The sequence below is a fragment of the Sinorhizobium sp. Y406 genome (assembly GCF_058732025.1).
Window position 1 is genome coordinate 2819856 of the sequence record NZ_CM178974.1, and the last position, 20915, is coordinate 2840770.

At 62.9% G+C, this 20915-nt stretch carries 18 protein-coding genes; 15 read left to right on the plus strand and 3 right to left on the minus strand.

Going from position 1 to position 20915, the window contains the following annotated elements; all coding sequences use genetic code 11:
- Window positions 1-8: 8 nt before the first annotated feature.
- On the minus strand, window positions 9-1220 hold the full coding sequence (locus AC4P1R_RS13450) for an HlyD family secretion protein (RefSeq protein WP_151611613.1): 1212 nt from the start codon (window positions 1218-1220) through the stop codon (window positions 9-11).
- A 241-nt stretch (window positions 1221-1461) separates the two neighbouring features.
- On the opposite strand from AC4P1R_RS13450, the gene AC4P1R_RS13455 reads away from it, so the two are divergent.
- From AC4P1R_RS13455 to lysS, 5 genes are all read left to right on the plus strand, one after another.
- Window positions 1462-2157 (plus strand): TetR/AcrR family transcriptional regulator, encoded by a 696-nt coding sequence (locus tag AC4P1R_RS13455; protein WP_069459058.1) that lies wholly within the window; start codon window positions 1462-1464, stop codon window positions 2155-2157.
- Window positions 2158-2266: 109 nt separating this feature from the next.
- Window positions 2267-3106: an AraC family transcriptional regulator gene (locus AC4P1R_RS13460; RefSeq protein ID WP_492177080.1), complete on the plus strand. Its 840-nt coding sequence runs from the start codon at window positions 2267-2269 to the stop codon at window positions 3104-3106.
- Between the two features lie 147 nt (window positions 3107-3253).
- Window positions 3254-4006: a TerC family protein gene (locus AC4P1R_RS13465; RefSeq protein ID WP_069459056.1), complete on the plus strand. Its 753-nt coding sequence runs from the start codon at window positions 3254-3256 to the stop codon at window positions 4004-4006.
- 375 nt (window positions 4007-4381) lie between these two features.
- Window positions 4382-5839 (plus strand): glutamate--tRNA ligase, encoded by a 1458-nt coding sequence (gene gltX / locus AC4P1R_RS13470; RefSeq protein WP_151611615.1) that lies wholly within the window; start codon window positions 4382-4384, stop codon window positions 5837-5839.
- Between the two features lie 10 nt (window positions 5840-5849).
- Window positions 5850-7346, plus strand: a complete 1497-nt coding sequence (lysS, locus tag AC4P1R_RS13475) for a lysine--tRNA ligase (RefSeq protein ID WP_151611616.1) — start codon at window positions 5850-5852, stop codon at window positions 7344-7346.
- Between the two features lie 86 nt (window positions 7347-7432).
- Here the strand turns inward: lysS and AC4P1R_RS13480 are convergent, their stop codons facing one another.
- Complete coding sequence (locus AC4P1R_RS13480; RefSeq protein ID WP_069459053.1) at window positions 7433-8050, minus strand: hypothetical protein; 618 nt, start codon at window positions 8048-8050, stop codon at window positions 7433-7435.
- 244 nt (window positions 8051-8294) lie between these two features.
- Between AC4P1R_RS13480 and AC4P1R_RS13485 the strand changes: the two genes are divergently transcribed.
- From AC4P1R_RS13485 to AC4P1R_RS13500, 4 genes are all read left to right on the plus strand, one after another.
- A complete protein-coding gene (locus tag AC4P1R_RS13485) occupies window positions 8295-9248 on the plus strand; it encodes a nucleoside hydrolase (RefSeq protein ID WP_492177081.1) in 954 nt (317 codons plus the stop codon).
- A 60-nt stretch (window positions 9249-9308) separates the two neighbouring features.
- Window positions 9309-10319, plus strand: coding sequence for a ligase-associated DNA damage response exonuclease (locus AC4P1R_RS13490; RefSeq protein WP_069459051.1), 1011 nt, complete (start codon window positions 9309-9311; stop codon window positions 10317-10319).
- A gap of 3 nt (window positions 10320-10322) precedes the next feature.
- A complete protein-coding gene (locus tag AC4P1R_RS13495; protein ID WP_492177082.1) occupies window positions 10323-11936 on the plus strand; it encodes a cisplatin damage response ATP-dependent DNA ligase in 1614 nt (537 codons plus the stop codon).
- Between the two features lie 91 nt (window positions 11937-12027).
- Window positions 12028-14706 (plus strand): bifunctional diguanylate cyclase/phosphodiesterase, encoded by a 2679-nt coding sequence (locus AC4P1R_RS13500; protein ID WP_069459301.1) that lies wholly within the window; start codon window positions 12028-12030, stop codon window positions 14704-14706.
- Window positions 14707-14714: 8 nt separating this feature from the next.
- On the opposite strand, the gene AC4P1R_RS13505 is transcribed toward AC4P1R_RS13500, so the two are convergent.
- A complete protein-coding gene (locus tag AC4P1R_RS13505; RefSeq protein WP_131820484.1) occupies window positions 14715-14921 on the minus strand; it encodes a hypothetical protein in 207 nt (68 codons plus the stop codon).
- Here AC4P1R_RS13505 and AC4P1R_RS13510 point away from each other — a divergent pair.
- Genes AC4P1R_RS13510 through mnhG form a run of 6 tightly spaced genes read left to right on the plus strand, consistent with a single transcriptional unit; the run spans window position 14893 to window position 20911 of the window.
- Window positions 14893-17817, plus strand: coding sequence for a monovalent cation/H+ antiporter subunit A (locus AC4P1R_RS13510; RefSeq protein WP_492177749.1), 2925 nt, complete (start codon window positions 14893-14895; stop codon window positions 17815-17817). The genes AC4P1R_RS13505 and AC4P1R_RS13510 overlap by 29 nt on opposite strands.
- Window positions 17817-18164, plus strand: a complete 348-nt coding sequence (locus AC4P1R_RS13515; protein ID WP_151611620.1) for a Na+/H+ antiporter subunit C — start codon at window positions 17817-17819, stop codon at window positions 18162-18164. The genes AC4P1R_RS13510 and AC4P1R_RS13515 overlap by 1 nt, the downstream gene beginning before the upstream one ends.
- Window positions 18157-19776: a monovalent cation/H+ antiporter subunit D gene (locus AC4P1R_RS13520; protein WP_069459047.1), complete on the plus strand. Its 1620-nt coding sequence runs from the start codon at window positions 18157-18159 to the stop codon at window positions 19774-19776. Before AC4P1R_RS13515 ends, AC4P1R_RS13520 begins: the two co-directional genes overlap by 8 nt.
- Before the next feature lie 3 nt (window positions 19777-19779).
- A complete protein-coding gene (locus AC4P1R_RS13525; protein ID WP_069459046.1) occupies window positions 19780-20265 on the plus strand; it encodes a Na+/H+ antiporter subunit E in 486 nt (161 codons plus the stop codon).
- On the plus strand, window positions 20262-20543 hold the full coding sequence (locus tag AC4P1R_RS13530) for a K+/H+ antiporter subunit F (protein ID WP_069459045.1): 282 nt from the start codon (window positions 20262-20264) through the stop codon (window positions 20541-20543). Before AC4P1R_RS13525 ends, AC4P1R_RS13530 begins: the two co-directional genes overlap by 4 nt.
- Window positions 20540-20911, plus strand: coding sequence for a monovalent cation/H(+) antiporter subunit G (mnhG, locus tag AC4P1R_RS13535; RefSeq protein WP_069459044.1), 372 nt, complete (start codon window positions 20540-20542; stop codon window positions 20909-20911). Before AC4P1R_RS13530 ends, mnhG begins: the two co-directional genes overlap by 4 nt.
- Window positions 20912-20915 lie beyond the last annotated feature (4 nt).

A 20915-nucleotide genomic window follows, 5' to 3' on the forward strand; every position in this document is an offset into this window, starting at 1 on the left:
CTTGTCGCTTACTTCGCCTCGGCGACCGTCGCGCCTTTCGGGGCCGTTCGGGTATCGACGTCGACAACGACGCTCAGCCCCGCGCGCAGATTGCCCTTGGCGAGCGCATCGGCCGGCAGCGTGATGCGGACCGGGACGCGCTGGGTGATCTTGGTGAAGTTGCCCGTGGCGTTTTCCGCCGGCAGCAGTGAGAAGACCGCGCCGGAGGCCGGCGAAATCGACGCGACGGTGCCTTCGATGGAGTGCCCGTCATAGGCGTCGACATGGATCTGGACCTTGGAACCCGGCACCAGATCCGCAATCTGCGTTTCCTTGAAATTGGCGTCGATATAGAGCGCGTTTACCGGCACGAGCGCCGCAAGGCGCTGTCCTGCGGAAACGAGGTCGCCGACCTGGACCGCGACATTGCCGACGACACCGTCATAGGGCGCCTTCAGCACGGTGAAGGCGAGGTCGCGGTTCGCCTTGTCGCGCGCAAGTTCAAGCGATCGGATGGTGCTCTCCGCTTCCTGGCGCTGCGCCTGGAGCACGGTGATATTAGCCTGGGCCGCGGCGATATTGGCATCCGCGCCGACGAGGTTCGCGCGTGCTTGGTCCAGTGCAACCTGTGCGCTGTCGCGAGCGGCGTCGGTCCCGAAGTCCTTTGACTGCAGATCGCTGGCTCGCTTCTGCGCCAGTTCTGCGCCCCTGAGCGCCGCCTCGAAGGATTCCTTCTGCGCTTGCGCCTGGTTGAGGCTTGCCTTCGCGCCGGCGATCTGCGCGTCGAAGCGGCTGAGCGCCAGCTTCTGCGTCAAAATCTGCGCCTCGGCCTGCTCGGCCGCGATGCGATAGTCGCCATCGTCGAGCGTGACGAGCGAGGCGCCGGCCTTCACGTGCTGGTTGGCGACGACATTGACCTTGGCGACATAGCCAGACACCTTTGGCGAGATGGTGGCGATATCCGCCTCGATATAGGCGTCGTCGGTCGTGACCATGAAGCGGCCGTTCGTCCACCAGTCATAGCCATACCAGCCGCCCGCCGCGAGCAACGCGAGGCCCAGAACCGGAAGTATCGGGTTTCGGCGCTTCTTCTGAGGCGCTGCCGTATCGGTCGATGGCCGTCCCCTCGCCGACGCCGCTTCGCCGCTCGGAGCCTCGACCTTGCCGGTGAGGTCCTTGACTTCGAAGTCATCGTCGACGGGACGGACGCGGGCAGCGCTCGAGATGCTGTTGCTGGACATGGGGACACCGGTCTGAATGAATGATTGCTAAAATTGACTGAACCGTTCGGTTCGATGTCGCTTGACATAGGGCCTTTGTCGCCGCATATCAAGTGCAAATCGAACCGATCGGTTCGAAAAACAAAGTGGTAAGAGGCGCCGACCGCTCAGTACCCCTTTCTTTTTATTGGATCCGATCGCGCCTATGGTTTTTGGATCGGCTCCAGAAACCAACGCGAAGCAGTGGAGAAGCCCGGCAATCATGAAGCCATCGAACAGCGACCAGCAGGAAAGGCATCCGCAGGAGCAGGAACAGCCGTCCACGAGCGGCGGCCGGCGACCCGCCGGCGCGGATCCGGTGAAGCGCGAGCAGATTCTCGAGGGCGCCAAACGCGTTTTCATGCGCAGCAACTTCGATGCAGCCAGTATGAACGACATTACCCGCGAGGCTGGCGTCTCAAAGGGCACTCTCTATGTCTATTTCGAGAACAAGGAAGACCTGTTCGAGGCGTTGATCGCGCGCGAGCGCAGCCGCATCGTCAGCAGCATCAAACAGTTGCTGAACGATCATGACTCCATTGAGGTCGCGCTTCACGATTTCGGCGTGGCCCTCGTGACCAGCATCACCTCCGACTACACGATCCGCGCGATGCGCACCGTGCTCGGTGTCATCGACCGAATGCCGCGGCTGGCACAACGCTTCTTCACCGCTACGCCGGAAAACGGCTATACCGTCCTGAAGTCCTATCTCGACCGGCAGGTGGCCAAGGGCATGCTGTCGATCGACGATACGGAGCTGGCAGCGAAACAGTTCATCGAGCTCTCCATGGCCGGCCTCTTCAAGGGCCGCCTCTTCGGCATGTGCGACGCGGTTCCGGCCGCACAGTTGGAAAAGAACGTGAGCTCAGCCATCCGCGTCTTCATGGCCGCCTATGGGCAGAAATCGCAAACCGGCTGAAACGGCACCCCGGGACACGCAGCGCCATTCTCGTCCAATCCCGCAATTGCGATCAAACGTGTCCGCCTGCGAGGCCGTATCAGCTGGATCGTCTGCCACGGGAGTGAACATGAGTGCCATCGGACGGGCGATCTGGTTCATTGAAAGCCATTTCGCCAGAGATATATCGCTGGAGCAGATTGCCGAGGCCGCCGGGCTGTCGCGCTATCATTTGTCGCGCGTCTTCGGCCTTGCGACCGGTCGTTCGATCAGCACCTATATCCGCGGGCGCCGCCTGAGCGGGGCGGCACGCCTCCTCGCCGACGGCAACTCGACCATTCTCGAGGTGGCCCTCGATGCGGGCTACGGCTCGCACGAGGCCTTCACCCGTGCCTTTCGCGAGCAATTCGGCGTGACTCCCGAATCCATCCGCAAGCAAGGGCATTTTCGCAACATCGAACTGATGGAGCCCATCAGAATGGACGACACACGCACCCTGAAAATCGACCCGCCGCGCTTCGAGGATGGCCCCGCGCTTCTCCTCGCCGGCCTGGCGGAGACTTATACCTACAATCGCACCGAGGGCATCCCCTCCCTCTGGCAGCGCTTCAACACCTATTTCGGCAACATCCCGGGCCAACGCGGCAATGTCGCCTATGGCGTTTGCACCCACGCGGATGCGGCGACCGGGAGCTTCCGTTACATGGCCGCCGTCGAAGTCGAAGACGCGGACTCGCTGCCGAACGGATTTTCGACCCTGAAGCTGCCGAAGCAACGCTATGCGGTGTTCCTGCATCGAGGGCACATTTCCGCGATCTCCAACACGGCTCAACACATCTTCGGGTCTTGGTTTCCGCAATCGGGACTCGAGCATGGCCAGACCCCCGACCTCATCGAACGCTATGACGAGCGCTTCGATCCGGAAACAGGCCAGGGCGTCGTCGAGATGTGGGTACCCATAAAGGAATGAGCGCATCATGCCGCAACGCCGCCGCGAAAGGCGCGGCGGCGCTTGCGACTTTCAGAAGTATCCCTAAATACTGCGGCGATCTTGCGCGACGACGCGCCCGGAGCGGGTTCCCGCTCTGCTTTGGTCTAGGAAAGGAAAAGATCGCCGATGCAGGAAATCCTCACACTCGTCCAAAGTCCCGAGGCTTGGGTCGCCCTGGTGACGCTCATCGTCATGGAGGTCGTGCTCGGCATCGACAACCTGATCTTCATCTCGATCCTCACCAACAAGTTGCCTGCAGCCCACCGTGTCAGTGCCCGCCGCATCGGCATCGGCCTTGCGCTGATCATGCGCCTGGCACTGCTCGGAACAATCGCGTGGATCGTGCAACTGACCCAGCCGGTCTTCGAAGCCTTCGGGCACGGCTTCTCCTGGAAGGACATGATCCTGATCGCCGGCGGCCTGTTCCTTGTCTGGAAAGCGACGAAAGAAATCCACCACAGCGTCGATCCGAAAGATCACGCGGAGGATTTCATCGCCACCTCAGCGATCAACAGCTTCACCGCAGCCATCGGCCAGATTCTGCTGCTCGACCTTGTCTTCTCCGTCGACAGCATCATCACCGCTGTCGGCATGACGCCGCACCTGCCGATCATGGTGGCCGCGGTTGTCGTCGCCGTTACAGTCATGCTGCTTGCGGCAACGCCGCTCGCCAACTTCATCGAGCGGAACCCGACCATCGTGATGCTGGCGCTCGCCTTCCTGCTGATGATCGGCACCACGCTGATCGCCGAGGGCATGGGCTTCCACGTCCCGAAGGGCTATGTCTATGCGGCCATGGCATTCTCGGCGCTGGTCGAGGGGCTGAATATGATGGCCCGCAATGCTCGTCTGAAGAGGCGGGCGGAAAAGCTCCACTAGCGCATGATCCGACCGGAGTGAAACGAGGATCGACAAGATCATGCGTCAAAAAGAAAGCGTTAGAGCGCCGATCTGATCCAGGCAGATCGAAACGCGCTCTAGCCGCCCCTCGATATGGGGGTCGGCATCGCGGACCTCCATGAGAATGAGCGGGCTCCGCCGTCCCGCGGCACGATCACCGCTACCGAAGCGTCTCCTTCCGGTTTCCGTTGACAGGAGGGGCTTTCTATGGTCTCACCCCTGCCGACTGGAATTGCCCGCCGATACCGCTGGTGCGGCGCCCTTGCGGGCGTTTCCTTCCCATAAAAAAGGCGCCCCGCCTGCGGGAGTACGCTCCGGCAGAGGGCCCCAAAGCACGTCAAGACGGGCAAGACCATGGCAGATTCAGGAGTCCGGGTGCGCATCGCGCCCTCCCCCACCGGCGAACCGCATGTCGGTACCGCCTACATCGCGCTGTTCAACTATCTCTTCGCGAAGAAGCATGGCGGCGAGTTCATCCTGCGCATCGAGGACACCGATGCGACACGCTCGACGCCGGAATTCGAGAAGAAGGTGCTCGATGCCCTGGAATGGTGCGGCCTCAAGTGGTCGGAAGGTCCCGATATCGGCGGCCCCTACGGTCCCTATCGCCAGAGCGACCGCAAGGATATCTATAAGCCCTATGTCGAGAAGATCGTTGCAAACGGCCACGGCTTCCGCTGTTTCTGCACGCCCGAGCGGCTGGAAGAGATGCGCGAGGCGCAGCGCGCCGCGGGCAAGCCGCCGAAATATGACGGTCTCTGCCTCAGCCTTGCAGCCGAGGAAGTGACCTCGCGAGTCGCCGCCGGCGAGCCCCACGTCGTGCGCATGAAGATCCCGACGGAAGGCTCCTGCAAGTTCCACGACGGCGTCTACGGCGACGTCGAGATCCCGTGGGATGCGGTCGACATGCAGGTGCTGCTCAAGGCCGACGGCATGCCGACCTACCACATGGCGAACGTCGTCGACGACCACCTGATGAAGATCACCCATGTCGCGCGCGGCGAGGAATGGCTCGCCTCCGTGCCGAAGCACATCCTGATCTACCAGTATCTCGGCCTCGAACCGCCGAAGTTCATGCACCTTTCGCTTATGCGCAACGCCGACAAGTCGAAGCTGTCGAAGCGCAAGAACCCCACGTCGATCTCCTATTACACCGCGCTCGGCTACCTGCCTGAAGCGCTGATGAACTTCCTCGGCCTGTTTTTCATCCAGATCGCAGAAGGTGAAGAGCTGTTGACGGTCGACGAGTTGGCGGAGAAATTCGACCCGGAAAACCTTTCGAAGGCCGGCGCCATATTCGACGTCCAGAAGCTCGACTGGCTGAACGCCCGCTGGATCCGCGAGAAGCTTTCCGAAGAAGAATTCGCCGCCCGCGTCTTCGCCTGGGCGCGCGAGAACGACCGCCTCATGGAAGGCCTCAAGCTCTCGCAGTCGCGTATTTCCAAGCTCGGTGAACTGCCCGACCTCGCCGCCTTCCTGTTCAAGTCGGACCTCGGCCTGCAGCCCGCCGCCTTTGCCGGCGTCAAGGCTTCGCCCGAGGACATGCTGGAAATCCTGAACACGGTACAGCCGCATCTCGAGAAGATCCTCGAATGGAACAAGGAGTCGATCGAGGCGGAACTGCGCGCCGTCGCCGAAGCGACCGGCAAGAAGCTGAAGGCGATCGTCGCGCCGCTCTTCGTCGCCGTCTCAGGCTCGCAGCGCTCGCTGCCGCTCTTCGATTCAATGGAGTTGCTCGGCCGCGCGGTCGTGCGCCAGCGCCTGAAGGTGGCGTCTCAGGTCGTCGCTTCGATGGTCGGCGGCGGAAAGTAAGGACAAGACGATGAATCAGACGACTGAAAACGCCGGCCTTTCCTCCGACGCGACCGAGGTTCGCGCCCAGAAGCTGAAACTCCTGCGCGAGCAGGTCGGCGACGTCTACCCGGCGCATTTCCATCGCACCATCACCAATGCGGAACTTGCCGAAAAATACGCCGGGCTCGAACCGGAGACGGAAAGCGGCGAGACGGTAACGGTCGCCGGCCGCGTCTTCTCCTCGCGCAATTCCGGCATGTTCATCGATATCCATGACGCATCCGGCAAGATCCAGATCTTCTCGCACAAGGATACGGCGCCGGAAGAGGCGCGGGCCCTGCTCCCGATGATCGACCTCGGCGATATCATCGGCGTCACCGGCGAGGTGCGGCGCACCAAGCGGGGCGAGCTGACGGTGAACGCGAAAGAGATCACCATGCTCTGCAAGTCGCTTTTGCCGATGCCGGAGAAGTATCACGGCCTCGCCGACATCGAGACCCGCTACCGCAAGCGCTATCTCGACATCATGGTCAACGAGGAGTCCAAGCTGCGCTTTCAGCAGCGCAGCCGCATCGTCTCGAGCCTGCGCCGCTTCCTTGAGGACGAGAGCTTCATGGAAGTGGAAACGCCGATGCTGCAGCCGATCTATGGCGGTGCGACGGCCGAACCCTTCAAGACCCATCACAACACGCTGAAGCTCGACATGTATCTGCGCATCGCGCCCGAGCTTTACCTGAAGCGCGTTCTCGTTTCCGGCCTCACCGACAAGGTGTTCGAAATCAACCGCAACTTCCGCAACGAAGGCGTCTCCACCCGGCACAATCCGGAATTCACGATGATGGAGTGCTATTGGGCCTATGCGGATTACGAGGACATGATGGGCCTCGTCGAACGCATGTTCGAGGCGCTGGCGCTGGCGGTGCACGGTAAGACCGAGTTCGAATTCGGCGACAAGCAGCTCTCTTTCAAGGGACCATTCCCGCGCGTCTCCATGCCGGCGGCCGTAAAGGAGGCGACCGGCATCGATTTCCTTGCGATTAAGACCGATGAGGAAGCCCGCGAGGCCGCAAGAATGGCCGGTTTCGAGATCGAGAAGGACGCGACGTGGGGCGAAGTTCTCGCTTTCGTCTTCGAGGAAAGGGTCGAGGCGACGCTCATACAGCCCGCCCACGTCGTCCACTTCCCCAAGGATATCTCGCCCTTCGCCAAGGAAGTGCCGGGCGAGCCGCGGCTCGTGGAGCGCTTCGAGACCTATTGCAACGGCTGGGAGATCGGCAATGCCTTCTCCGAGCTCAACGATCCGGTCGAACAGCGCGCCCGCATGGTCGAGCAGATGGAACAGGCCCACGCCCGCGGCGAGACGGAAAAGACGCTCGACGAAGACTTCCTAGAAGCCATGGACCAGGGCATGCCGCCCGCCGGCGGGTTGGGGATCGGCGTCGACCGGCTCATCATGCTGCTCACCAATTCGCCGTCGATCCGCGATATCATCCTCTTCCCGGCCCGCCGCCACAAAGTCGATTGAGCGAAGCAGCAGTCGACGAAAAAGGGCGCCTGCCGCGCGAGCGGCGGGCTTTCCAAAGATTCCGGGGTTTCGGGTGATGCGATGGGCTAGTGGCTCCCATGCGCGGCGCTCTCGCTCGCCTGCGCAATCTCAGTTCCCTCGGACTCGAGGCACAGCGAGCGATCGTCCATTTTGGCCATCATGCTTCGGACATCGTCGAGTTCGAGATCGACCACATTGCCGTGAAACATGCCGATCCGATTGGCCTTCCCGTCGTTATAGGAGGCACGGAACGGTTCATCCATGCCGATGACGCTTCGCGGCCCGGGGGCAAAAAGCACCTCCGCACCGATCGCCGCGCCGCGCACCGCCGCGCGCTCCTCCGGACCGGCAGCATCCAGCACCACCACTTGGTAGAGATCCGCCTTTTCCCTGTTTGCCAACGCCCCGACGACGCGCAGCGCCGTTCGGACGCGATCCGGGCCGCTTGCCCTGTCCGTCTTCACATGCATGCGGATCCAGCGCTGGCCATGGTGATCGAGCTTCACTGTCCTGAGCGTCGTGCAGGCAAGGCCCGAGAGTGAGGGTTGCCCGAGGTGCGACATGAGCCGGTCGCCGCCGACATAAACGGCAGCGGCGCCGGAAGCGGCGGAAACGGCAAAGGCCGCGGACAGCATAAGCACAAGGCGCTTCGAAGGACGCAATTTACTCAGGATAACCTTCACGCTCGGCTCCGCGCTCGTCGTAAGGATTGCAGGGAATACCAGTGGATTCCTGCAAGGATAAGCGACGCACCCTTTCGGAAAGTTTAAGCACCGCCAACGGGCGGATCGCAGCCGCTTGAGTATCCTCATTCTCGGAAGGGCCGCGCCGCAGGCGATTGACTTTCGCCCGCACCTTGTCCATTGCCGCCCGCACGCAACAACAGGCAATGAGGCGGGGAACCCGCCGGAAAGAACAGGCGACATCATGCACAAGGTCATCTTCGATACGGATCCGGGCGTCGACGACGCGATGGCCCTTCTCTTCCTGCACCGGCACCCGAACATCGATCTCATCGGCATCACCTCTGTCTTCGGCAACGCCTCTATCGAGACGACCACGCGCAACGCACTTTTTCTGAAGCAAGCCTGGGGCATCGCCGCGCCGGTCGCCCGCGGCCTCGGAGAAACATTCGATCCGAGCCGGCCGCATGCCGATTGGCCGACGGGTATCCATGGCCATGACGGGCTCGGCAATATCGACGTGCCAAAGGGGATCGATCTGCCGCTCGATCCCCGCCCGGCCCACCAATTCATCATCGACACCGTGCGCGCCAATCCCGGCGAAGTGACGCTCGTGGCGGTCGGCCGCATGACCAATCTGGCGCGGGCGGTCCGCAACGACCCTGACATCGCGCTCCTGGTCAAGGAGGTCGTCATCATGGGCGGAGCCTTCGACGTGCCCGGCAACATCACGCCGGCGGCCGAAGCCAATATCCACGGTGACCCGGAGGCCGCGGACATGGTGATGACGGCGCCCTGGCCGGTGACCGTCGTCGGACTCGACGTAACCTCGCAGACGATGATGACGCGCGCCGTCCTCGCCGACATTGCCGAGCGCGGCGGCACGGCGGCACGGCTGCTCGCCGATATCTCGCGCTTCTACATCACCTTCTACGAGCAGCATGTCGACGACGGCATGGTCGTGCACGACAGCTGCGCCTGCGCCTATGTCGTCGCACCGGAACTCTTCGAAATCCGCAGCGGCGCCATCCGCGTTCTTTGCGGCGGCATCGCCGATGGGCAGACGATCCAGAAGCCGGATGGACGTCTCTTCCCGCCGAATGCCTGGGACGGACTGCCGAGCCAGCGGGCCTGCATCGGCATCGATGCCGAAGCCGTCCTCAAGCTTATCGGTGAAACGCTGGCGAAGGTCCGTTGACGCCAAAAAACTTGCCTTGGATAGCTGGCAGGCGGGCGTCGGCCGGCTATCTTTATCCGCATGAAGCCGGAGATTTTGCTCTATCCCGCCCCGAAGGGGCTCTATTGCGAAAAGGGAAACTTCTACATCGACCCGGTGCAGCCGGTCGAAAGGGCGCTGATCACCCACGGCCATTCCGATCATGCCCGCGCCGGCCATGGCCATGTGCTTGCGACACGCGAGACGCTCGACATCATGCGGCTGCGCTATGGCGACGGCTTTTGCGGCGCGAGCGAGATTGCGCGCCTCGGAGAAACAATTGTCATCGACGGCGTGCGCTTGCGCTTCCATCCGGCCGGCCATGTGCTCGGATCGGCGCAGGTCTCGATTGAAGCGAATGGAACGCGGATCGTCGTCTCCGGCGATTACAAGCGCCGGCCGGATCCGACCTGCCTCAGTTTCGAGCCCGTCCCCTGCGACGTCTTCATCACCGAAGCGACCTTCGGCCTGCCGGTCTTCCACCACCCGGACGACAGGGCGGAAGTTGCCCGGCTGCTTCAGTCGCTGAGGCAATTCCCCGAGCGTGCCCATCTGGTCGGCGCCTATGCGCTCGGCAAGGCGCAGCGCGTCATCGCCCTCCTTCGCCGGCAGGGCTATGATGCCCCGATCCACATCCATGGCGCGCTCTCAAAACTGTGCGAGTACTACCAGCGCGAAGGTATCGATCTCGGCGAGATCCGCCACGCCACGGTCGAGGGCGAGAATCGGCCGGACCTCGCCGGCGCGATCATCGTCGGCCCTCCCTCGGCCTTCTCCGATCGCTGGGCGCGGCGCTTCGCCGAGCCGCTCGCCGCCTTTGCATCCGGCTGGATGCTTATTCGCCAGCGAGCGAAGCAGCGCGGCGTCGAACTGCCGCTCGTCATCTCCGATCATTGCGACTGGGCAGAACTGACGCAGACCATACGGGAGATCGCGCCAGGCGAGGTCTGGGTGACGCACGGCCGCGAAGAGGCCCTGGTGCGCTGGTGCGAGTTGGAGGGTATCCCGGCACGCCCGCTGCACCTCGTCGGCTACGAAGACGAAGGGGAGTGAGCGATGAGGGCCTTCGCCGAACTCCTCAACCGCCTCGTGCTGACGCCGCAGCGAAACGCAAAGATCCGGCTGCTCGTCGATTATTTCCGTACCACCCGGGACCCGAGCCGCGGTTATGCGCTGGCGGCAATCGCCGGCACGCTTTCGCTCCACGCCGTGAAGCCGGCCCTGATCCGGGACCTCCTGCTCGAGCGCATGGACAAAGCCCTGTTCCACTACTCCTATGATTATGTGGGCGATCTCGCCGAGACGGTTTCGCTGGCCTGGGAACCACCGGCCGACGTCGTACCGGCGGACATTCCCCTGGGAGAGATCGTCGAACGCCTCCAGAGGACGGGACGCACCGAAGTGCGCTCGCTCGTGCGCGACACGCTGGACCAGCTCGATGCTTCCGGCCGTCTCGCCTTCTTGAAGCTCGTCACCGGCGGGTTGCGCATCGGCGTCTCGGCGCGGCTCGCCAAACAGGCGCTGGCCGCCATGGGTGGCAAGGATGTCGGCGAGATAGAGAGGCTCTGGCACGGCCTGGCACCGCCCTATCTGCCCCTCTTCCTCTGGCTCAGTGGAGAGGGTGAGATGCCTGTGCTCAAGACGCCCGCCGTGTTTCACTCGGTGATGCTGGCGACGCCGGTCGCCGAGCGCGAACTCGAGGGACTCGATCCCGCCGATTTCGCGGCCGAATGGAAATGGGATGGCATCCGAGTGCAGCTTGCCAACAGCGGTGGCGTGCGACGCCTCTATTCGCGCAGCGGCGATGAGATCTCGGGCGCCTTTCCGGAAATCCTCGATGCCGCCGACTTCGCCGGCGTAATCGACGGCGAGTTGCTGATCGGCGGGACCGCGCGTAGCAACCGCGCGACGGGCAGCTTCGCCGACCTGCAGCAGCGCCTGAACCGCAAGACCGTCAGCCGCAGGCTGCTTGCGGACTTTCCGGCCTTCATCCGCGGCTACGACATCCTGTTTTCCGGCGAGCAGGACATCCGGCCCGAGCCCTTTCATGTCCGCCGCGAAGCTCTGTCCGCCATGATCGACTCTTCCTCGCCGCAACATTTCGACCTCTCTCCGCTGGTCCCCTTTTCCAGTTGGGAGGAACTGGACCGCCTGCGCTCGAGCCCGCCGGATCCGGTGATCGAAGGCGTCATGCTGAAGCGGCTCGATTCCGCCTACCTGGCCGGCCGCGTCAAAGGCCCCTGGTTCAAGTGGAAGCGCGAACCTTTCAATATCGACGCGGTGCTGATGTATGCGCAACGCGGCCACGGCAAACGTTCCAGCTACTATTCCGATTTCACGTTCGGTGTCTGGACGGGAGGGGAAGACGGAACGGCGCTCGTTCCAGTCGGCAAGGCGTATTTCGGCTTCACCGACGCCGAACTCGAAATCCTCGATCGCTTCGTGCGCGACAACACTGTCGAGCGATTCGGTCCTGTTCGCGCCGTGCGGGCAGAACCCGACGCCGGATTCGTCGTCGAAGTCGCCTTCGAAGGCATCAACCGTTCCACGCGCCACAAATCGGGCGTCGCCATGCGCTTTCCACGCATCTCCCGCCTGCGGCCCGACAAGCTGCCGCGCGACGCCGACCGTCTGGAAACCCTGCAGGCGATGATCGCCGCAAGGGCATGATCCTATTTCAGCTACGACGCATGAAGAATTGTTAAGGAGAATCTGGAATCATCGCTGCGACCATGTGCGTGCGCGTCTGCTGGGTAGTCTTGTGCCAGATAACAACATCCACAACGTCGGAAAGTCCCGGCTTTCGCGATTCCTGACCCCGAATTACCTCCCGGCGGCTATCGCTACCATTGTCGTGATAGTTGCCGGGATCTTTGCCGACCATCAAAACCGGGTCATTTCGGAAGCGCGCACGCGCTCGCTCGTTGCCGACGAACTGGCGCCGATCCATTCAAAGCTCGAGAACAGCATTAACGGCAACATCCAACTCGTCCGCGGTCTGATCGGCACGATCGCCACCGAACCGGAGATGCAGCAGCAACGCTTTGCCGAACTCGCGCAAAGCATCTTCACCGAGCGCTCACAGCTGCGCAACCTAGCGGCCGCCCCGGATCTGGTCGTATCGATGGTCTATCCGGTCGAAGGCAACGAAAAGGCCGTTGGCCTCGATTATCGCAACAATGAAAAGCAGCGTGCGGGCGCGTTGCGGGTGATGGAGACGAGAAAGCTCGTGCTCGCCGGCCCCGTCGAGCTCGTGCAGGGCGGACAGGGTTTGATCGGCCGTTTTCCGGTGATAACCGGTGAGGGAAAGCGCTTCTGGGGCCTTGTCTCGGCCGTCATCGATATCGATCAGCTCTATCGCGACAGCGGCCTGGTTTCGCCCGATCTCGACATCGATATAGCCATCGCCGGTCGCGACGGGCTGGGGCGCCATGGTTCCGTCTTCTTCGGAGATGCGACGATCTTCCGGAAAACGCCGGTCGAGATAGATGTTGCTCTGCCGGGCGGCTCCTGGCGCATCGCGGCGGTTCCGAAGGGCGGATGGCCGGCGACGCCGCAAAATGCCTGGACGGTTCGCCTGCTGATCCTGCTCGGTGGCCTGACGATCGTCGGTCCGATGATCATGACCGGCCGCCTGACGACGGAGCGCCAGGAAAATATCCGGGCGCTGAAGCGCAGCAAGGATCTGCTCCAAGAATTGTCTCACCGCTTGAAGATCGCGCTCGACGCGTCGAAGATCGGCATTTGGGAGGTGGATATCGACAGCGGCAGGCTGCTCTGGGACAGCCGGATGAAGGAGCTCTACGGCGTTCGATCGCATGTGGGCACGACGACCGCCGACTGGGAAGAGAGATTGCACCCGGACGATCGCGCACGTGCCGAAGCGGAGTTCGCCGAAGCGGTCGCCACGGGTGGAGCCTATAATTCCGAATTCCGCGTCGTCCTCCCCAGCGGCCGGATTCGCCATATCCGCGCCATCGGCTCCACCTATCTCGCCGAAAGCGGCACACGCAAGATCGTCGGCGTCAACTGGGACGTAACGGCCGATATCGAAACGCGGGCGCGGCTTTCGGAAGCCAAGCGCCTTGCAGAGGCGCACAGCGCCGAGCTGGAGGCCGCGCGCCACCGCATGGAATTCAATGCGCTTCACGATCCACTCACCGGATTGCCCAATCGGCGCTTCCTCGACCAGATCCTGGCGGATCGCAGCATGCAGTTCGATCCCGGGGCAAAACTCAGCATCTTTCACATCGATCTCGACCGCTTCAAGCAAATCAATGACACGCTCGGCCATGCCGCCGGCGACGAGATCCTCAGGCATGCCGCCGCGCTGCTGCAGGAAAATGCGCGCGAGGGCGACTTCGTCGGACGAATCGGCGGGGATGAATTCGTCATCATCCGTGCAAGCGACAGTCCGGACGATGATGCCGCACTGGCCTCACGGATTATCGAGGCGATGAGCACACCGGTGCGCTACAAGGACCAGGAATGCCGCATCGGCGTCAGCATCGGCATCGCTGCCCAGGCCGCCGCCGCGGACGAACTCTCCCAGGTTTTGGTCAACGCCGATATCGCGCTTTACGAGGCCAAGCGCCGTGGCCGCAATCGCCACGAAACCTTCACGGGTGCACTCAAGACCGAGGTTTTCAAGACCAAGCAGACCGCCGACGAAATCCTTCGCGCTCTCGAGCAGAACGAATTCGTCGCGCATTTCCAGCCGCAATTCTGTCCGAAGTCGCTGGAGGTGATCGGCGTAGAGGCGCTGGCGCGCTGGGACCATCCGACCAAAGGGCTCATCGGTCCGCATGCCTTTTTGAAGACGGCCGAGGACATCAACGTGGTCGCGGCAATCGATCAGACGATCCTGGAGCAGGCGCTCTTCCAGATCTGCCGGTGGGAGGCGAATGGTGTCCGCATACCGAAGGTCTCCGTGAATCTCTCCTATTCGCGCCTGAGCGACGAGCGGCTGATCGAGCGGCTGGAACAGATGCACATTCCCGAAGGACGGCTTTCCTTCGAACTGCTCGAATCGATATCCTTCGACGAGAACGACCTGACGGTGCTGTCGAATATCCGGCGCATAAAGGAGCTCGGCATCGACATCGAGATCGACGATTTCGGCACCGGCTATGCCTCGATCGTCAGCCTTTTGAAGTTGACGCCACGCCGGCTCAAGATCGACCGGCAACTGATCTTGCCGATCCGCGAGTCGGTCCAGCAGCGGCGCCTGGTGGAATCGATCATCGACATTGGCACGTCGCTCGGCATCGAGGTGATCGCCGAGGGCGTGGAAACGCTGGAGCATGCCGCCATTCTCGAGGAACTCGGCTGCCACGGCCTCCAAGGGTATGCCTTCGCGCGGCCCATGGGTGCGAACGATCTTGCCACCTTCGTCTTCGAGCGGCGATGGCGTGCCGATGAGCGCAAGCTGGGGGCTTGAAGCCGGCGCTACAGGCGCCGGCTATTTCTCTCCGGCGGGCTGCGCAGCCGACTGAAAAAAGCCATAAAAACATATGCGTTTGCCGATCGGACGACGGTCCGGGCATTGCCTTCGTCGGCCGCTTCGGCGACGATGTTATCGCGCACCAGGACCCAATCCCAAACACAGGCAGTCAGGAGTCGAACGATCGAATACGCGGAGAAATTGCTTTTCATCTTTCTTCTCGCCCCTTTCGGGGGGAGTCTCCTCGTACTCTTCTTCCCGTCCGATCAACGCGGCGCCACGGCCTGGTTCGCCGGCGCCATTGCGCTCGTCTGTTTTCTGCTGGCGGCTGGTCTCTACCCTTTGGTCACCGCGGGCGGCGTGCTTCGTTTCGAACTCGATTGGATCCCAGAGCTCGGTCTGAACCTCACATTGCGCATGGACGGCTTCGCCTGGCTTTTTGCGACGCTGATCACCGCCATCGGCGTTCTCGTCGTGCTTTATGCACGCTATTACATGGCGGCCGAAGACCCCGTCCCCCGCTTCTTCTCGCTGTTCCTCGCCTTCATGGGCTCCATGCTTGGCGTCGTGCTTTCCGGCAACCTGATCCTGCTCGCCGTCTTCTGGGAATTGACGAGCATCGTTTCCTTCCTGCTGATCGGCTATTGGCACCACAACGCCCATGCGCGCGACGGCGCCCGCATCGCACTGACGATGACCGCGATGGGCGGCCTCTCCATGCTGATCGGCCTGCTGCTCATCGGACGCGTGGTCGGCAGCTACGAGCTCGATGCGGTGCTCGCCTCCGGCAATGCGATCCGCAATGATCCGCTATACCTGCCGATCCTGATCCTCATCCTCTTCGGCGCGCTGACGAAGAGCGCACAGTTCCCGTTTCATTTTTGGCTGCCGCACGCCATGGCCGCGCCGACACCGGTTTCCGCCTACCTGCACTCGGCAACCATGGTGAAGGCCGGCGTCTTTCTGCTTGCGCGGCTCTGGCCGGTCATGGCAGGCACGGAAGCCTGGTTTTGGATCGTCGGCCTTGCGGGCCTGTCGACGCTGTTGCTCGGCGCCTATTTCGCCATCTTCCAGCAGGATCTGAAGGGCCTGCTTGCCTATTCGACCATCAGCCATCTCGGGCTGATCACCGTACTGCTCAGCCTCGGCAGCCCGATCGCGGCGGTCGCCGCCGTCTTCCACATCGTCAATCATGCCACCTTCAAGGCGTCCTTGTTCATGGCGGCCGGCATCATCGACCATGAGACCGGCACGCGCGACATGCGCAGGCTGAGCGGCCTCTTCCGCTACATGCCGATCACGGCGACGCTCGCCATGGTCGCCAGCGCCGCAATGGCCGGCGTGCCGTTGCTGAACGGCTTCCTGTCGAAGGAGATGTTCTTCGCCGAGGCGATCGAGACGCATCTCGTCAATACGCTCGATACGGCGACGCCCTATGTCGCGACGATTGCGGGCATGTTCGCCGTTACCTACTCGCTGCGCTTCATCCACAGCGTCTTCTTTGGTGATCCGCCTGCGGATCTGCCGAAGAAGCCGCACGAGCCACCGCGCTGGATGCGGGCACCGATCGAGTTCCTGGTGCTCGCCTGCCTGGTCGTCGGCATTCTTCCTGGCCGAACGATCGGTCCTTTCCTGCACACGGCCGTCGTTTCGATCCTCGGGGACAGGACGCCGGACTACAGCCTGGCCGTCTGGCACGGCTGGAACGTCCCGCTGATCATGAGTTTCGTAGCGCTTTCGGGCGGCGTCGGTCTTTACTTCCTGATGCGCTCCTATCTCGCAACCGGGATCGAGGGGCCGCCGGTCTTCCGGCTGCTCGAAGGACAGCGCATATTCGAGCGCGTGCTGGTGACGCTTTCATGGAAATGGGCGCGCTGGCTCGAACAGAGGTTTGGTACACGGCGGCTGCAACCACAGATGTTGCTCCTCGTTTTTCTCGCGGTCACGGCGGCCGCATTCCCGCTTTTCCTCCGCGGTTTCGAGTTGCCGCCCCTGATGATACGCGGCATCGACCCGGCCTTCGCCCTGCTCTGGGGGATCGGCATTGCCTGCGCCGTCGGCGCGGCCTACCAGGCAAAATTCCACCGCCTGTTCGCGCTCGTGCTGCTCGGCGGTGCGGGGCTCATCACCTGCGTCACCTTCGTCTGGCTCTCCGCACCGGACCTGGCGGTTACCCAGCTTCTCGTCGAGATCGTCACGACCGTGCTCATCCTACTCGGATTGCGTTGGCTGCCGAAACGGATCCAGGAACCGGAGTCGGAGGATATTCCACTTAAGGTTCGCTTCCGGCGTCTGCGCGACTTTCTGCTTGCGCTTGCCGCCGGCGGCGGGATGAGCCTCATCGCCTATCGCGTGATGACGCAGCCCGCATCCGAGTCCATCGCCAGTTACTTCCTCGAGCGCGCCTATAGCGAAGGCGGCGGCACCAATGTCGTCAACGTCATCCTGGTCGACTTCCGCGGCTTCGACACGCTGGGCGAAATCGCCGTTCTCTGTATCGTCGCACTGACGGTCTTCGCGCTGCTCCTGCGTTTCCGCCCGCACTTGGACAACCAGGATATCCCGCTGCAGCAACGGGTGCAGAACGCCTTTGACGACGACCATCCGGATCGAAGCGCCGGCGACAGCATAGCCGAATACCTCCACATTCCCTCCGCGATCATGCGCTGGATGTTCCCGGTCATCGGAATGCTCGCCGCCTATCTCTTCCTGCGGGGTCACGACCTGCCGGGCGGCGGCTTTGCCGCGGGGATCGCCCTGTCGATCGGCTTTCTCCTGCAATACATGTCCGGCGGCACGCGCTGGGTCGAGGAGCGGCTGCGCATCCATCCGCTCCGCTGGATGAGCATCGGCCTCCTGGTCGCGGCCGGCACCGGCATCGGCTCCTGGGTGTTCGGCTATCCGTTCCTGACGTCGCATTCGCAATATGCGACGCTTCCGATCATCGGCAAGGTGCCGCTGGCGAGCGCCATCCTTTTTGACCTGGGTGTCTTTTCGCTCGTACTCGGCGCCACGGTGCTGATGCTCATCGCGCTGGCACACCAGTCCGTCCGCGCACCGCGCGCCCATGCGAGACCCGCGCGCACCGCGAGGGAGGCGGCCCAGTAATGGAACTCATCCTCTCCGCCGGCATCGGAGCACTGACCGCGTCAGGCGTCTATCTGCTGTTGCGACCGCGAACCTATCAGGTCATCATCGGGCTTTCGCTACTTTCCTACGCGGTCAATCTCTTCATCTTCGGCATGGGGCGGCTGCGGGTGAATGCCCCGCCCATTCTCGACCCGGGCGGCGTCGGCGATCTGGCACGCTACACGGATCCCGTGCCGCAGGCGCTGGTGCTGACCGCTATCGTCATCGGCTTTGCCATGACCGCCCTGTTTCTCGTGGTGATTCTCGCCTCGCGCGGCTTCACCGGCACCGACCACGTCGACGGCAGGGAGCAGCGCGGTGACTGAGTGGCTGCACCATCTGTCGATCCTGCCAATTCTCGCGCCGCTCGCGGTTGCGGCCGCGTTGGTCCCGATCAATGAGCGCGAGCGGACCCTCAAAGGTTCCATCGGCATTGTCTCGACATTCGTCGTCTTCATCGTGGCGATGATCCTCATGCGCCTTGCGGCAGCAGGCGAAGACAGCCTGCCGGGCTCCGGCGTCTACCAGCCCGGCAACTGGCCGGCGCCCTTCGGCATCGTTCTCGTTGTCGATCGGCTCTCGGCGCTCATGTTGTGCCTGACGAGCGGCCTTGCGCTAGCCGCCCAGGTCTATTCCATGGCGCGCTGGCATACGGCCGGACATCACTTCCATTCCCTCATCCAGCTTCTGCTGGCCGGCCTCAACGGCGCTTTCCTGACAGGCGACCTCTTCAATCTCTTCGTTTTCTTCGAAATGATGCTCGCAGCGTCCTACGGTCTCCTGCTGCACGGCTCCGGCCCGCTGCGGGTGAAGGCGGGATTGCACTACATCGCCATCAATCTTGCCGCCTCCTCGCTTTTCCTGATCGGCGTCAGCCTGATCTACGGCACCACCGGCACGCTCAACATGGCCGATCTCGCGACGAAGCTCCCAGCGCTGACCCCCGAAAGCAGGATGCTCGTCGAAACAGGCGCCGCCCTTCTCGGCATCGCATTCCTGGTAAAAGCGGGCATGTGGCCGCTTGGCTTCTGGCTGCCGACAGCCTATGCCGCGGCAACGCCACCCGCCGCCGCCATTTTCGCCATACTGACGAAGGTCGGGATCTACGTCATCCTCCGTTTGCACCTGCTCGTCTTCGGCGCCGCGGCGGGCGCCTCGGCCGGCTTCGGCCAGAGTTGGCTGCTTGCGGGCGGCGTGGCGACGATCGCCTTCGGCGCCATCGGCGTGCTGGCATCGCAGGCGATGGGCCGACTCGCCGGCTATTCCGTCCTCGTCTCCTCCGGCACGTTGCTTGCCGCCATCGGGCTCGGGCGTGAGGAGATGCTGGCCGGCGCGCTCTTCTACCTCGTCAGTTCGACGCTGACCATCGCCGCCTTCTTCCTGCTGATCGAGCTCGTCGAGCGCGGCCGCGATGCCGCAGCCGACGTTCTGGCGGTGACGATGGAGGCCTATGGCGATTTCGATGAGGACGAGGAGGAAGAGGAAGCGGGCGTCGCCATTCCCCGCACCATGGCCGTGCTCGGCCTCTGCTTCTCGCTCTGTGCCGTGCTCTTGTCCGGCCTGCCGCCGCTTTCCGGGTTCGTCGCCAAATTCGCACTCCTCCAGGGCCTCTTCGGAATGCCGGCGGCGGACCCGGCAAGAGCCCTCTCGGCCGCCGACTGGACCTATGTAACGCTAATCATACTCTCCGGGCTCGCAGCCATGATCGCCATGAACCGCATCGGCATCCGCACCTTCTGGGCCTCGATCGAAGGCACCATCCCGCGCGTCGTCATCATCGAGATCACGCCCGTCCTGGTCCTGCTTGCCGCCTGCCTCTTCCTGAGCTTCCATCCGGCCCCTGCCATGCGTTACATGCAGGAGACGGTCGGCGACCTTCTTACCCCGGGCCTCTACAAAGAGCGGGTCCTTTCCGCACCCAGGGCCGGAGACCGATAGCCGATGCGCGCCTGGTTTCCCTACCCGCTGCTGTCGACCGCGCTTCTCCTCATGTGGCTGTTGCTGAACCAATCTGTGGCACCGGGAACGATTCTCGTCGGTATTATCCTCAGTACGATTCTCGCCTGGGTATTGCTGAAGCTGCAGCCGCCGCGGTCGCATCTGCGCCGCCTCGGCCATTTCGCAAGCTTCGCTCTTCACGTCATCGCCGATATTGCCCGCTCGAATATCGCAGTGGCACGCATCATCCTGCGATCGCGGCGGCAGCCGGTGAAATCCGGCTTCATCTCCGTCGATCTGGATATCGAGGACGAGAACGCGCTGGCGCTGCTTGCCTGTATCCTGACGGCGACGCCGGGCACGGCCTGGCTGGAACACGATCGGCGCGAGAAGAAGCTGCTCTTCCACATCCTCGACATGGACAACGCCTATGCTTGGCGGCAAACGCTTGCGCGCTACGAGGCATCGCTGAAGGAGATATTCCGATGACGGAGCTGGCAATCCTCTGGTCCATCCTGCTCGCCCAGGTCATGCTCGCGCTCGCCATGGCCTTCGCCCTCTACCGGATCATCAAGGGGCCACACGCCCAGGACCGCGTCCTCGGCCTGGACACGCTCTACATCAATGCCATGCTGATGCTCGTTGCCTTTGGCGTTCGCACGGCCAACACGGTCTATTTCGAGACGGCACTCATCATCGCGCTGCTCGGTTTCGTTTCGTCGATCGCCTTCGCGAAATTTCTCATGCGCGGGGAGATTATCGAATGAGCCACCTCACCGATCTGCCTGCCTGGGCGGCGATTGCCGTCTGCGGTCTTTTGCTCCTCGGCGCGGCAATGACGCTGATCGGCTCGATCGGCCTGTTGCGCCTTCCGACATTCTACGACCGCCTGCACGCGCCGACGATCACGACGAGCGGCGGCACGATTCTCGTTTGCTTCGCCTCGATGCTCTGCTTCGCGGTGCTGCAGAGCCGCTGGATATTCCACGAAGCGCTGATCATCGTCTTCATCACGGTGACCACGCCCGTGACGCTGATGCTGCTTGGCCAGGCCTCCCTTTACCGCCACCGCTTCGAGAAGCCGCAGGACGTTCCCCGGAAGCCAAGGCCGATATCTCCACCGGATGCGCAATAGCCGT

What these genes read in the sequence shown, in the direction of transcription:
- AC4P1R_RS13450 (WP_151611613.1), bottom strand. Translation starts at nt 1,220, where the DNA reads ATGTCCAGCAACAGCATCTCGAGCGCTGCCCGCGTCCGTCCCGTCGAC.
- AC4P1R_RS13455 (WP_069459058.1), top strand. Translation starts at nt 1,462, where the DNA reads ATGAAGCCATCGAACAGCGACCAGCAGGAAAGGCATCCGCAGGAGCAG.
- AC4P1R_RS13460 (WP_492177080.1), top strand. Translation starts at nt 2,267, where the DNA reads ATGAGTGCCATCGGACGGGCGATCTGGTTCATTGAAAGCCATTTCGCC.
- AC4P1R_RS13465 (WP_069459056.1), top strand. Translation starts at nt 3,254, where the DNA reads ATGCAGGAAATCCTCACACTCGTCCAAAGTCCCGAGGCTTGGGTCGCC.
- gltX (WP_151611615.1), top strand. Translation starts at nt 4,382, where the DNA reads ATGGCAGATTCAGGAGTCCGGGTGCGCATCGCGCCCTCCCCCACCGGC.
- lysS (WP_151611616.1), top strand. Translation starts at nt 5,850, where the DNA reads ATGAATCAGACGACTGAAAACGCCGGCCTTTCCTCCGACGCGACCGAG.
- AC4P1R_RS13485 (WP_492177081.1), top strand. Translation starts at nt 8,295, where the DNA reads ATGCACAAGGTCATCTTCGATACGGATCCGGGCGTCGACGACGCGATG.
- AC4P1R_RS13490 (WP_069459051.1), top strand. Translation starts at nt 9,309, where the DNA reads ATGAAGCCGGAGATTTTGCTCTATCCCGCCCCGAAGGGGCTCTATTGC.
- AC4P1R_RS13495 (WP_492177082.1), top strand. Translation starts at nt 10,323, where the DNA reads ATGAGGGCCTTCGCCGAACTCCTCAACCGCCTCGTGCTGACGCCGCAG.
- AC4P1R_RS13505 (WP_131820484.1), bottom strand. Translation starts at nt 14,921, where the DNA reads ATGAAAAGCAATTTCTCCGCGTATTCGATCGTTCGACTCCTGACTGCC.
- AC4P1R_RS13515 (WP_151611620.1), top strand. Translation starts at nt 17,817, where the DNA reads ATGGAACTCATCCTCTCCGCCGGCATCGGAGCACTGACCGCGTCAGGC.
- AC4P1R_RS13525 (WP_069459046.1), top strand. Translation starts at nt 19,780, where the DNA reads ATGCGCGCCTGGTTTCCCTACCCGCTGCTGTCGACCGCGCTTCTCCTC.
- AC4P1R_RS13530 (WP_069459045.1), top strand. Translation starts at nt 20,262, where the DNA reads ATGACGGAGCTGGCAATCCTCTGGTCCATCCTGCTCGCCCAGGTCATG.
- mnhG (WP_069459044.1), top strand. Translation starts at nt 20,540, where the DNA reads ATGAGCCACCTCACCGATCTGCCTGCCTGGGCGGCGATTGCCGTCTGC.